The sequence below is a fragment of the Bordetella genomosp. 10 genome, assembly GCF_002261225.1.
Classification (GTDB): domain Bacteria; phylum Pseudomonadota; class Gammaproteobacteria; order Burkholderiales; family Burkholderiaceae_B; genus Bordetella_C.
The window spans coordinates 179489-191838 of record NZ_NEVM01000002.1; the positions used below are offsets into that span (position 1 = coordinate 179489).

Sequence of the window (12350 nt, forward strand, 5' to 3'; positions counted from 1 at the left end):
GAGCGACCGAACAAGCGCCATCGCCGAAAAATTTCTTCTTTTTCCCCGAAATCGGTTCATGGTTTTTGTCCCTTGTTCGATTAAGGGATGAGAGATCACCAAGACGTCCACGACCCTCCTGCCGTCCGCGCCCGCCGCGGGGCGCCCGGAAACCGGTTCGACGGACGAAACGGCGTGACTCCGTTTCGTCAACCTGCCTGTCCGAGGAGCATCGTCCGTCATGTCACGTCGCCTATCCCATCTTTCCCATGGGCGAGCATTCCCTGTATCCAGCAAGGCCGGGCGGGGGCGCCAGGGGCGGCGTCCCGCGCGGATCGCCGCGGCCCTTCGGTTCGCCGTGCTCGGCGGCCTGCTGACGGCGGGAGACCCCGCTGCCTTCGCGCAAGCGCCGGAGCAGAGGCCGGAGCCCGTGGCGGACTCGGCCCGGTCCGAGGACAGGCGCGCCTACGACATTCCCCCCGGGTCCCTAGGCGAGGTGCTGGCGCGATTCGCCCGGGAATCGGGCGCGCTGCTGGCCACGACCCCGGAGCAGGTGGGCGGCAGGACCAGTCCCGGGGTGCGCGGCACGTTCGGCGCCCAGGCCGCGCTGGACAGGCTGCTGGCGGGCACGGGACTGGAAGCGGCGCGCAACGCGCAGGGGCAGTTCATTCTGCGCGAGGCCATGGACGACGTCACGACATTGCCGGTCACCGTGGTCAGCGCCTCCGGCTTCGAGCAGGACATCAGGAACGCGCCCGCGAGCATCAGCGTCATCACCAGCCAGGAACTGGAGAATCGCCAGTTCAGTTCCCTGCAGGACATCGCCCGGGAAGTGCCCGGCGTCGCGGTGATCGGTTCGGGGCGGCAGAGCGGCCTGTCGATTCGCGGCATGGAGAAAGGCTACACGCTGGTGCTGGTCGACGGCATGCGGGTGCGATCGGAAACGGGCAACCCGAGAGAACTGAACAACGAGGACCTGGACAGCAACTTCATTCCTCCGCTTTCGTCGATAGACCGGATCGAGGTCGTGCGCGGGCCGATGAGTTCGCTCTACGGCAGCGATGCGATGGGCGGCGTCATCAACGTCATCACGAAGAAGACGCCCGAGAAATGGAGCGGCAGCGTCGAATACGGCTTCCGGGCGCCGGACAGCGGTTCGATGGGCAACCAGCAGCAAAAGAACCTCTATCTTTCCGGCCCCATCGTCAGCGATCTGATCGGGCTTTCCCTGTGGGGAAACGAGACGCACCAGGACGAGGACCATTACTACGGCGGCTATCAGGAATCCACGCGGCGCACGGCGGGCGGCAAGCTGCGGCTGACGCCGAACCGGAACCATGACCTCACCGTGAACTACGCGAAATCCAGCCAGCACTACGTCGGCAATCCCGACGGCACGCTGCTTTCCACCGCCAGCATCGCGGACAGGAAATGGACCCGGGAAAACTGGGGCGTGGCGTATACGGGGCAATTCGACGCGGGCAGGCTGGAGCTGAAGTACTACCAGGAAGACTACGAAAGACTCACCTATCCGGCCAGCAGCACCTATACGACCGGTTCGACGAACAAGGTGGGCGACGCCCGGTTCGTCACCGGCCTGGGCAGCCACATGTTGAGCCTCGGCTCCCAATGGACGAACGACAGGCTGACGAACAGCGACCTGGGCGGCGGACGCAGCGGCAGCTACGGCACCCGCAAGGCGACGGAGCGGGCCTATTTCGCGGAAGACGAATGGGAGTTGATGCGCGAAAAGCTTTTCCTGACGCTGGGCACGCGCCTTACCGACAACGAGTTCTTCGGCAACCAGGTGTCGCCGCGCGCCTATCTGGTCTTCAACCACGACAGCCACTGGACCTTCAAGGGCGGCGTAGCGACAGGCTACAAGAGTCCCAAGATCACGCAGATCGACGGCACGACGGCCTCGCAGCGCGGCGGCGGCACCAGCCAGTTCCTGATCGTGGGCAATCCCGACCTGAAGCCGGAGACCAGCACGAACTATGAAATCGGCGCGCGCTATACCGACGACGAGTCGCTGAGCGGCGGCCTGACGCTGTTCTACAACGACTTCGACAACAAGATCATCAACACCAACTCCTACTTCTTCGACGACGGGAGCGGCGGGCGGATTTCGGCGTACTGCACGTCAGGCTCGGTCGGAACCCGGAATTGTCCCGCCTGGGGAACGTGGCTGAACATGAAGACCGCGAAGATCCGCGGTGTCGAACTGGACGGGAAGTGGGACATCAGCAAGGTGCTGAGCCTGAAAGGCAACTACACCTTCACCGATTCGCGCATCAACGCGGGCAACGTGACCATCAACACGCCGGCGGGCCCGCGCTCCTTCGGCGACACGCTGGCAAAGCTGGACGGCAATTCGCTGGTCGGCATTCCCAGGCACAACGGTTCGGTGACGCTCAACTATCGTCCCAGCGACGTGTTGTCGGGTTTCCTGCGCCTGAACTACGAAGGGCAGATCACCGCGGTCAGCTTCGAGAACAACACCGTCGACAAGAGCGACAAGGACCTGATCACCCTCGATGCGGGCGTGACCTATGCGCTGACCAAATACCTCTCGTTCAACTTCACGGTGGACAACATTACCGACGCCAAGCGCTTCAAGGTGAACAACGACACCGGCGCCTATCGCTATTCGGAGCGCGGCCGCAGCTACTACGCCAGCGTCCGGGGCCGGTTCTGAGCCTCACCCATTCGATCGGATTGGAAATCATGGCGCATTCAAACAAGCTCGCGCGCGCGGACGGGAAGGGGAACGGAAAGGGGAAGGGGAACGGGAAGGGGGCCGCGATCGCCGCGATCGGGCGCCTGGGCCTGGTCGCGCACGTCATCGCCATCTGCCTGCTGGCCTACCTCGCGAGTTCCCGCCTGGTCGACGTGACGGGCGTGCTGCTGCATCGCATGGGCATGAAGGATACCGACGCCGTGATGGCGGCGAGCATGGCGGGCTTCCTGTACTTGTGGGTCATCCTGATGTGGGCGTTCGCGCAGCGGAGCATCGCCCGCGCATGGTTGAGCGTCGGCGGCCTGGCCGGCGCGGCCATGGCGGCGGCCTGGATGGCGGGAGAGATGGCATGAAAGAGGGATTCCGCGCCCGGATGGGCATACTTCATACCTGGGCCGGGCTGGTGTTGAGCGCCTTGTTGTTCGCGATCTTCTGGACGGGAACGCTGTCCGTATTCGACAAGGAGATCGATCGCTGGATGATGCCGGTAACCCGGATCGGCATGCACGATTTCCCCGCATTGTCGGTGGACCGCGACGTCATGCCGCTGCTGGCGGAGCGGGCGCGCGCGGCTTCCGCCTGGAGCATCATCCTGCCCAGCGAGCGCACCCCTTACCTGGGACTGAGCTACGACTCGCCGGCCTCGCACATACCGGTCCGGGAGCGGTTCCATCCCGCCACGCTGGCGCCGCTTCCGGCATCGAACACGCGCGGCGCGAGCAACTTCATCTATCCGTTTCACCACAACCTGACCCTGCGGCAAGACAATGTCGGCGCGTGGCTGGTGGGTATCGCTGGCATGGGCATGCTGGTCCTGTTGATCTCCGGCATCGTGATCCATCGCAAGATATTCGCCGAGTTCTTCACCCTCAGGCTGCTTCGCAGTTTCGGGCGGGCGAACCTGGACCTGCACAACGTCACGGGCGTCGTGCTGCTGCCTTTCACCATCATGATCACCTTGTCGGGGCTGGTCATCGCGCACTTGATCTATTTCCCGCAGGCGCCGGATGCCGTCCTGCAGGATCGTCCGGCGGCGTCGGCGTCCGGCGCGCAGGCCAGGCCCCGGGCCGCCGCGGCGACGCCGGGACAGCCGTCGGGCCGCGCCCCGCGCGCCCAGGAGGGAGAGGCCGGGCGCGGCGGCGAGGGCGCCCAGGGCGCGGCCCGGCGCCGGTTCCTGGCCGAGGCGCTGGGACGCGTCCGGCCGCCGAAGGCCGGCGAGCCGGCCGGCATGGCGTCGATCGACGCGATGATCGACGCCGCCGAACGCGAGTGGGGCGCGGGCGCCGTCTACATGGTGCGGGCCAACAATCCCGGCGACGCCGGCGGCATCGTGGCGCTGCGCATGAGCAGCGAGGATAGCGTCACGAAGTACATCGACAACAGGCGTTTCTCCCTGGCCACCGGAGATCCGGTCAAGTCGTTCCAGGCTTCGCCCACGGTGAACGTATGGAACTTCATCGGCGGGATGCACTACCTCCAGTTCAGCAACTGGCTGCTGCGCTGGCTATATTTTCTCGGCGGGCTCGGCGCCTGCGCGATGATCGCCACGGGGCTGTTCCACTGGACGCAGGCGCGCAACAAGGGCAGCCGGGGCGCGCGCCTGAACGTCGCGCTGATGAACGTGATGAATGTGGCGGCGGTCACCGGCATCATCGCCGCGACGGGGGCCTTCCTGCTCGCCAATCGCTGTGTGGGCGATAAAGGCCAACTCGCCGGCATGGCCGGCCGCGATCTGGAAGTCTATGCCTTCTATGGCGTGTGGCTGCTGTGCGCGTTGCACGCGGCGGTCCGGGTCCTGACGCATCCGGGGCAGGGTTACCTGCGCGCATGGCGGGAGCAATGCTGGGCCATCGTCGCGCTCTCGGTGGCCGCGGTCGTCCTGAACTGGGTCACGACCGGCGACCACCTGATCAAGACCATGTTCACGGAGCCCTATTGGCAGGTGGCCGGGGTGGACCTGAGCCTGTTGGCCGCCGCGGCGCTGGCCGTCCGCGCTGCGCGCAAGCTCGCGCTGCGCGAACGCGGCGGCATGCAGGGCAAGGCCATGCCGCCCGCGTCGGAGGTGCATCATGCCTGAAGCGTTGTGGCTGTCACTGGCGGCCGTCCTGAATCTGGCCGGCATGGGGTGGCTGGCCCTGGCGAAGGACGCGCACTGGGCGCAGGCAATGCAGCGCCCGCCGAAAACGGCCGCCGCCGTTCGCCGGCCGTTGCGCCGCTTCGGGGCCGCGGCCCTGGTCCTGTCCTTCCTCTGCTGCCTGATGGCCGATCCACCGTCCATGGCCGTCCTGGTCTGGACGATGATGCTGGCGGGCGCCGCCATCTTCGTCGCCTTGACCTTGACATGGCGCGCGCGCGTGTTGGGCTTGCTGTGGCCGTGGGGGCGGGGGTAAGGGAAGGGCGCTACAGCCCATGGAAAGGCGCTACCTGGCAGAACGTAGGACACTTCCAGTCGGCGTTGACAGGGCCGGGCGATCATTGCGACAGCGCGAACCCTCATGCTATCCTCAGCCGCCTATCGCGTTTTGTATTGCAAGCATCCCAATACGCCTGGCGGCCTTCATTGCCGGCGCATTCCCTGCCCGCTTCCGTATTTCCGGGCGGGCAGCCGTAAACCGATCTGTCCCACCATTTATCCGGAGAGACGATGTTTACCAAGAAGCTCTGCATTTCGGCTGCGGCGATGTCCTTGTCGTTCGCTTGCCTCGCTCTCCAGGGCGCGCACGCGGCCGATGCGCCGGCGGGCGGCGGAACCGAATTCCTGGCGACGGACTTCCTGTCCACCCTGAAGCCGGACCAGGACGCCATCGATGCCTTGCCGCCGGATATCAAGAGCAGGAAGACATTGACGATCGGGGGCGAAACGACCCTGGCGCCTTACCTGTTCCGGCAGGACGGCAAGATCACCGGCATCGAGGCCGACTTCATGCAGGCGCTGGAAAAGGTGCTGGACGTCAAGATCAACGTGATCAACACCGGCTTCAGCTCCATGATCATCGGCTTGCTGTCCAAGCGCGTGGACGTGGCGATGTCGGACTTCTCGGACACGGTCGAGCGCGAGCAGCAGGTGGATTTCGTCGACTACACGAAGACCGGCCAGATGCTGATCGTGGCCAAGGGCAATCCCTTGAATATCCATTCCGTGGCGGACTTGTGCGGCCACGTCGCCGCCGGGCCCACCGGCAGCCTCTCGGTGCAGCTCGCGGACCAGCAGTCCACCAAGTGCGTGGCCGACGGCAAGAAGCCCGTCGACGTGAAGAGGTATCCGAGCGGCGCCGACACGTACCTGGCGCTGGAGAATGGCCGCGTGGACGCGTCCGGCATCGACTATGCGATTGCCGCGCACCAGGCCAAGGCGTCCAACGGCAAGCTGGAGCTGGCGGGCGAGCTGTTCGCGCTGGGCTATCACGGGGCCGCCCTGCCCAAGGACAATCCGCAGTTGCGCGACGCGCTGCTCAAGGCCTTCCAGAGCATCTACAAGCAGGGCGCCGCCGAGAAAATCCTGGCGAAGTGGGATGTCTCGCAGATGATAATGGACGCGCCCGCGATCAATGCGATGACGGCACATAAGTGATGCCTGCCAAGGCGAACACGGTGTCTTCCGAGGCCAGCCCGGGATCCGGGGGCAATCGCAAGCTGGTGTACGCGCCGCGCCGCCATCCGATACAACTGCTCATCGGGCTGGCGGTGCTGGTCTTCCTGGTCCTGATCGGGAACAGCCTGCTCAACAACAAGAATATGCAGTGGCACGTGGTGATCGGCTATCTGTTCGATCAGCATGTGCTGCACGGCGTCCTCGTCACGCTGGGACTGACCGTCCTGTGCCAGATCCTGGCCGTCATCATCGGGACGATCGTCGCGGTCATGCGCCTGTCCGGCAGCCGCGTGATGATGCCGGTGGCGGTGGGCTACCTGTGGCTTTTCCGGGGCACGCCGCTGCTGGTGCAATTGATATTCTGGTACAACATCGCCGCCTTGTTCCCGCACCTCGTCCTGGGCATTCCCTTCACCAGCTACCATGAGGTCATTTCGACCAATACGCTGATTTCCGGGTTTACCGCGGCCATCCTGGGTTTTTCGCTGCATGAGGCCGCCTACATGGCCGAAATCGTCCGCGCCGGCATCCTGTCGGTCAGCACGGGGCAGAAGGAAGCCGCGCTGTCCACCGGCATGACCGAGGCGCAAGCCATGCGGCGCGTGATATTGCCGCAGGCCATGCGGGTCATCATTCCCCCCACGGGCAACCAGGCGATCAATTTGATGAAGGCGACCTCGCTGGTCGCGTTCATATCGGGCGGCGACCTGTTGAGCAACGTCGCCGATATCTATTCCGTGAATTTTGCCGTGATACCCCTGCTGGTGGTGGCCAGCCTGTGGTACCTGGCGCTCGTGACGATCGCGACGATCGGCCAGACGTATCTGGAGCGCGCGGTCGGCAAGGGGCACGGCGCTTCTGCCGTCCGCAAGCTGCAAGGAAACCTACCCGATGGATCAGGCCAGGCCTAAGCCGACGAGCCAGCAGGCGTACCGGTATCCAGTCGAAATCGATGGCCTGGTCAAGGCCTTCGGCGACAACGTCGTGTTGAACGGCATTTCGCTGAACGTGTCGGCGGGCGAGGTGCTGGCGATCATCGGGCCGTCCGGCTCGGGCAAGTCCACGCTGCTGCGCTGTATCAATCATCTGGAAAAACCGACCGGCGGCACCATCAAGGTCTGCGGCGAATATATCGGCTATCGCCGCAAGGGCGATGTCCTGCGTGAAATCGGCGGCAAGGAGCTGGCCCGGCAGCGCGCGCATACGGGCATGGTCTTCCAGAATTTCAATCTCTACTCGCATAAGACCGCGCTGGAAAACATCATCGAGAGCCCGGTCCACGTCAAGGGCGTGGCCATCCCGGTGGCGAAGGCGCGCGCGCGCGATCTGCTGGCGCGTGTCGGCCTGGCCGAGCGCGCCGACGCCTATCCCGCGCAATTGTCGGGCGGCCAGCAGCAGCGCGTCGCCATTGCCCGGGCGCTGGCCACCGATCCGGACGTGATGTTGTTCGACGAGCCCACGTCGGCGCTCGATCCGGAGCTGGTGGGCGAGGTGCTGGCGGTCATGCGCGAGATCGCGGAATCGGGCATGACGATGATCGTCGTCACGCACGAGATCCAGTTCGCGCACGACGTCTGCGATCGGGTGGTTTTCATGGCGGACGGGGGCATCGTGGAGCAGGGCGTCCCGGGCGACGTGCTGGACAACCCCAAGGCGGAACGCACGCGCGCTTTCCTGGGCCGCTTCAACGCCAGGGCGTGAGGCCGCCGGCGATTCCCCCGCGCCAAGTGATGTGCGGCATCCTGGGGCTCATCAATCCCGGCGACGCGGTACTCATCGAGAACCCGACGTACTCCCTTTACGCCGATGCCATCCGCTTGGCTGGCGGCGTGGTGGAGAACTTCGGCCGGCGGGCGCGTCCCGCCGGCGTGGGACGCGGGATGAAAGCCCAGGCGGCTCGCCACCTGGCTCACCACTTGTATGACACCGACCCCAGCACGGTGCGCCCGTTGCCGTAGTAGCACTGCGTCGTGGTATTGCAACCCGCCACGTAGAAACGGTCGAACAGGTTGGAGACGTTGAGCTGCAAGCGCCAATGCTTGTCGATGTCGGCGTGCAGCGCCAGGTCCACCAGGGTGGCCGAGGGGACCTGGAAGGAATTGCTGGAATCGCCCGCCGTGTCGCCCAGGTAGCGGACGCCGACGCCGCCGCCCACGCGATAGTCCTCGTTTACCGGCACCGTGTAGTCGAGCCACAGCGAGGCCATGTTGCGGGGCACGCCATACGGGCGCTTGTGCAGGTCGGCGCCGTTGCTGCGCGTGACCTCCGGTTGCTGGTAGGTATAGGTGGCGACCATGTTCAGGCGGTCGCTCAGGCTGGCCCGGCCTTCCAGCTCGATGCCGCGCGTGCGGATTTCCCCGGTCTGGATGGTGTTGGCCGCATCGTTGGGGTCGACCGTGGAGACATTGGTCTGGGTCAGGTGAAAGGCGGCCAGCGTGACCATGGCCTCGGTGCCGGGCGGCTGGTACTTGATGCCGGCCTCGTACTGCTTGCCCAGCGTGGGCTGGAGCGGATCGCCGGCCTTGTTGGTGCTCAGCGTGGGCAGGAACGACGTCGAGTAGCTGGCGTAGGGCGAGAAGCCCAGCGGCGAGGCATAGAGCAGGCCGGCGCGATAGGTGAAGCGGCCGGGGTCCTGCTTGTTGGTGGCGCCGGTGTTGTTGTTCCGGGTGGTGGCCCAGGTCAGGTCCTGGCGGCCGCCCAGCGTCAGGATCCAATTGTTCCAGCGCATCTGGTCCTGCAAATACATTCCCAGTTGCTTCTGGGTCTGGTCGGTGTTGGTGGTGGCCTTGGACGGCAGCGTTCCGGGGTTGCCGTAGACGGGCGAATACAGGTCCAGGCTGGTGCCGGCGCCGCTCCACACGCGGTTCTCGAAGCTTTGGCGTTGAAAGTCCACGCCCGCCACGAGCTTGTGGGCCAGGGGGCCGGTGCGGGCGTCGAACTGCAGGTGGTTGTCGATCTGCACGCCGTTCAGGACAGGGCGGGCCTGGTAGATGGTGCGCGTCAAGGTGCGCTCATTGGCCAGCAGCTTGCTGCCGAAGAGCGTGCGGTAGTCGAGGTCCATGTGCGTGTAGCGCACGCTCTGGCTGAACGACACCCGGTCGTTGAAGCGATGCTCGAACCGGTAGCCTATGGTTTTCTGCGTCTTGTCGTAGCGGTCGAAATCCGGGTCGCCGGTGAGCAGCCTGCGCGGAATGCGGCCGTAGGGGCTTTCCTCCACCATGCCGACCATGGGGCCGTAGCTGGCCGCCGAGTCCGCGACGTCGCGCATATAGGTGGCCGACAGGGTCAGGCGCGTGTCCGCGTCGGGCTGCCAGGTGATGGAGGGGTTGAGATTGAGCCGGTCGTCCGAGACATTCCTGACTTGCGTGCCGCTCAGGCGGCCCAGGCCGTTGAAGCGGTAGAGCAGGGTGCCGCTGTCGTTGAGCGCGCCGGTAAAGTCCGCGCGCACCTGGCGCCGATCGTGGGAACCATAGTCCACCGCCAGTTCATGGTAGGGGTCGGCGCTCGGCTCCTTGCTGACCAGGTTGACCAGCCCGCCCAGGTTGCCCGCGCCATACAGGATGGAGGCGGGACCGCGCAGCACCTCGACGCGCTCCAGGGAGAACGGGTCGACCCGCAAGGCCGCATAGCTGCCCGGACGGTTGGCGATCTGCGGCACGCGCAGGCCGTCCCAATACACGTCGGCGCTGAAGCCGCGCACGTAGAACCAGTCGGACCGGGCGTCCGAACCGTAGGGATCGGCGTTGACGCCAGCGGTGTACTTGAGCGCGTCGCTGACCGACTGCACCGCCTGGTCGCGCAACTGCGCCCGCGGAATCACCGAGATGGCCTGCGGGGTTTCCATGAGCGAGGTGTCGGTCTTGGTGCCGGTGGCGCTGCGGTGCGCCACGTAGCCCGTCACGGGGCCGCGGGCGGTTTCCACGCTACCGGTGACGGTGACGGGTTCGAGTTGCACGGCCGCCGCGTTGGGGGCCGGCAGCGCGCGAATGATGTAGCCGCCGTTGGGCTGGGACACGGCCTGCAATCGCGAGCCGGCCAGCAGGGCCTGCATGGCCTCGGGTTCGGTATAGCTGCCGCGCAGTCCCGGGCTATGGCGTCCCGCCACCAGGTCGGCGTCGAAGGAGATCATGGCGCCGCTCTGGGCGCCGAAAGCACGCAGCACGGCATCGAGCGGGCCGGCGGCGAGGTCGTAGGCGCGACGCGGCGCGCCGGTTTCGGCTGCATCGGCCGGCGCCTGCCAGGCCAGCCCGGCGGCGCACAGGATGGCGACGCTCAGCATCGGCGCGGGCAGGGCGCGCGAGAAGCGCCGTAGCGCCGTCCGCGGACGAGCGGGGCGAATCGGACGGGTGGGCTTTGCCGGGCGGGGCGCGGTCATGAGGGCATTTCCTTTGCGGTAAGGGATTTTTCGTGGCGCTTTATCCCCATGTCCCGCTGCGACGGCAAACCCCTCATTCTTCTTGCGATTTTTTACATTTGGCTCAGGCCCGCTCCGCCCTCGGCTTCACCGTTACCCAGTAGCGCGAGAATCGCTCGATGCGCACGGGCAGCGTGCGCGCCAGCATGTCCAGCACCCTGTCCGTATCGGCCACGGGATAGCTGCCGGACACCTGCAAGGCGGCCACCTCCAGCGCACAGCGCAAGTAGCCCGGGCGATAGCGCGCCAGTTCGTTGAGGAAATTGTCCAGCCGCATCCGGTCCGCCACCAGCATGCCGCTCGTCCAGGCCAGGGTATCGATGGACAGCGGTTGGGGCAGGTCCACCGATCCGGCTGTGTAGCGGACTTGCGCGCCCTGCCGGATCAGAGTGGGCGAATCCGGCAGCAGCGCCGGTCGCACTTCCACCGCGCCCTCGTACACGTCCAGGCGGGCATAGTCGTCGTACAGGCGCACGGCAAAGCGCGCGTCCAGGGAACTCAATCTGCCTTGGGGGGTGTCCACCCACAGCGGCGGCCGCGGCGCCGCGCGCGGGGCCGTGGTGACCAGGATCTCACCCGCGGTGTGCGCGATCAGCCGCTGGCGCTCGTCGACACAGGCTTCGATGGCGCTGCACGTATTGAGCAGGACCCGCGTCCCGTCGGCCAGCATGACTTCCCGGCGCTCGCCGGTGCGGGTGGCGTAGCGCTCTCGGCCTGCCTGATGGCGATAGGCGGCCGTGGCCAGTAGCAGGCCGCCAGCCGACACGATGCCCAGGCGCTTGAGCGCCCGGCGCCTGTCGGGATTCGCAAGCCGCCCTCGCAACACGCCGTGCGCCGCGGCCGGCGGCAAGCCGTGCAGCAGCTTGCCCGCCGTTTGCAAATGCTCCCAGGCGCGGCGATGGTCGGGATGCGCCTGGAGCCAGGCTTGCCAATCGGCGCGCGCGTCGTCCGGCACCGCGTCGGCCTGCAAGGCGACCATCCACGCCACGGCCTGGCGGCTGACCGCGGGAGGAATGGGAGGGCCTGGGGGGACGAGGCGGGAGGCGAACGTGCCGTCGGTCATGTCGTGGGCGCCGGGCAAACCGCTTCAGCCGAAGAAACAGGCATGGACGGCGTTGGCGATGTCGCGCTGCACCGTGGCCAGGGAAACGCCCAGCGCGGCGGCGATGTCGCCCTGCTTCATCTCGTCGACCTGCGACATCAGGAAGGCCCGGCGCGCGCGCGGCGCCAGGCTGTCCAGGCGGCGGTCGATCTCGCACAGCAGTTCGATGGCGAGGGCGCGGGCCTCGGGATCGGGCGCATGATGGGCGGGCAACGCCCGCAGCGACTCCAGGTAGACGGACTCGACCCTGAGCCGGCGCCGGAAATTGGACAAGACCCGCTTGGCGACGGTCGTCAGAAAGGCGCGCGGCTCGCGCATCGGCGAGGGGTCTTCTTGCACCAGCAGCCGCAAAAAGACGTCGTGAGCGAGGTCGGCGGCATCGTGGGAATTGCCCAGCTTGCCGCGCAGCCACGCGTGCAGCCACCCATGATGCTGGTCATACAGGGCGCCGAGTTCGGCGTGTACAGGCGGCGGGACGATGGACATGGAGCAAGGTCGCGCCTGCGGCGCCAGACACTTCCGA

Annotated in this window: 10 protein-coding genes; 7 read left to right on the forward strand and 3 right to left on the reverse strand. The window is 66.3% G+C overall.

What is annotated here, in order from left to right; all coding sequences use genetic code 11:
* Positions 1 to 220: 220 nt before the first annotated feature.
* The 7 genes from CAL29_RS10255 (at position 221) to CAL29_RS10285 (ending at position 8012) form a co-directional block, all read left to right on the forward strand.
* A complete protein-coding gene (locus CAL29_RS10255; RefSeq protein ID WP_094852949.1) occupies positions 221 to 2677 on the forward strand; it encodes a TonB-dependent receptor domain-containing protein in 2457 nt (818 codons plus the stop codon).
* A gap of 29 nt (positions 2678 to 2706) precedes the next feature.
* A complete protein-coding gene (locus tag CAL29_RS10260; RefSeq protein WP_094852950.1) occupies positions 2707 to 3072 on the forward strand; it encodes a hypothetical protein in 366 nt (121 codons plus the stop codon).
* On the forward strand, positions 3069 to 4796 hold the full coding sequence (locus tag CAL29_RS10265) for a PepSY-associated TM helix domain-containing protein (protein WP_094852951.1): 1728 nt from the start codon (positions 3069 to 3071) through the stop codon (positions 4794 to 4796). The genes CAL29_RS10260 and CAL29_RS10265 overlap by 4 nt, the downstream gene beginning before the upstream one ends.
* Entirely contained in the window at positions 4789 to 5109 is a 321-nt protein-coding gene (locus CAL29_RS10270) for a DUF3325 domain-containing protein (protein WP_094852952.1), read from the forward strand. Before CAL29_RS10265 ends, CAL29_RS10270 begins: the two co-directional genes overlap by 8 nt.
* Before the next feature lie 254 nt (positions 5110 to 5363).
* Positions 5364 to 6290: an ABC transporter substrate-binding protein gene (locus CAL29_RS10275; RefSeq protein WP_094852953.1), complete on the forward strand. Its 927-nt coding sequence runs from the start codon at positions 5364 to 5366 to the stop codon at positions 6288 to 6290.
* Positions 6290 to 7222 (forward strand): amino acid ABC transporter permease, encoded by a 933-nt coding sequence (locus CAL29_RS10280; protein WP_094852954.1) that lies wholly within the window; start codon positions 6290 to 6292, stop codon positions 7220 to 7222. The genes CAL29_RS10275 and CAL29_RS10280 overlap by 1 nt, the downstream gene beginning before the upstream one ends.
* The gene (locus tag CAL29_RS10285) at positions 7203 to 8012 is read left to right on the forward strand and encodes an amino acid ABC transporter ATP-binding protein (RefSeq protein WP_094852955.1); all 810 of its coding nucleotides are present in this window, start codon (positions 7203 to 7205) and stop codon (positions 8010 to 8012) included. Before CAL29_RS10280 ends, CAL29_RS10285 begins: the two co-directional genes overlap by 20 nt.
* Before the next feature lie 208 nt (positions 8013 to 8220).
* On the opposite strand, the gene CAL29_RS10295 is transcribed toward CAL29_RS10285, so the two are convergent.
* From CAL29_RS10295 to CAL29_RS10305, 3 genes are all read right to left on the reverse strand, one after another.
* A complete protein-coding gene (locus tag CAL29_RS10295) occupies positions 8221 to 10686 on the reverse strand; it encodes a TonB-dependent siderophore receptor (protein ID WP_094852957.1) in 2466 nt (821 codons plus the stop codon).
* A 103-nt stretch (positions 10687 to 10789) separates the two neighbouring features.
* Positions 10790 to 11788, reverse strand: a complete 999-nt coding sequence (locus CAL29_RS10300) for a FecR domain-containing protein (RefSeq protein WP_143277653.1) — start codon at positions 11786 to 11788, stop codon at positions 10790 to 10792.
* A 24-nt stretch (positions 11789 to 11812) separates the two neighbouring features.
* Entirely contained in the window at positions 11813 to 12313 is a 501-nt protein-coding gene (locus tag CAL29_RS10305) for a sigma-70 family RNA polymerase sigma factor (protein ID WP_094852959.1), read from the reverse strand.
* Positions 12314 to 12350: the final 37 nt, after the last annotated feature.

What these genes read in the sequence shown, in the direction of transcription:
- CAL29_RS10255 (WP_094852949.1), top strand. Translation starts at nt 221, where the DNA reads ATGTCACGTCGCCTATCCCATCTTTCCCATGGGCGAGCATTCCCTGTA.
- CAL29_RS10260 (WP_094852950.1), top strand. Translation starts at nt 2,707, where the DNA reads ATGGCGCATTCAAACAAGCTCGCGCGCGCGGACGGGAAGGGGAACGGA.
- CAL29_RS10265 (WP_094852951.1), top strand. Translation starts at nt 3,069, where the DNA reads ATGAAAGAGGGATTCCGCGCCCGGATGGGCATACTTCATACCTGGGCC.
- CAL29_RS10270 (WP_094852952.1), top strand. Translation starts at nt 4,789, where the DNA reads ATGCCTGAAGCGTTGTGGCTGTCACTGGCGGCCGTCCTGAATCTGGCC.
- CAL29_RS10275 (WP_094852953.1), top strand. Translation starts at nt 5,364, where the DNA reads ATGTTTACCAAGAAGCTCTGCATTTCGGCTGCGGCGATGTCCTTGTCG.
- CAL29_RS10280 (WP_094852954.1), top strand. Translation starts at nt 6,290, where the DNA reads ATGCCTGCCAAGGCGAACACGGTGTCTTCCGAGGCCAGCCCGGGATCC.
- CAL29_RS10285 (WP_094852955.1), top strand. Translation starts at nt 7,203, where the DNA reads ATGGATCAGGCCAGGCCTAAGCCGACGAGCCAGCAGGCGTACCGGTAT.
- CAL29_RS10295 (WP_094852957.1), bottom strand. Translation starts at nt 10,686, where the DNA reads ATGACCGCGCCCCGCCCGGCAAAGCCCACCCGTCCGATTCGCCCCGCT.
- CAL29_RS10300 (WP_143277653.1), bottom strand. Translation starts at nt 11,788, where the DNA reads ATGACCGACGGCACGTTCGCCTCCCGCCTCGTCCCCCCAGGCCCTCCC.
- CAL29_RS10305 (WP_094852959.1), bottom strand. Translation starts at nt 12,313, where the DNA reads ATGTCCATCGTCCCGCCGCCTGTACACGCCGAACTCGGCGCCCTGTAT.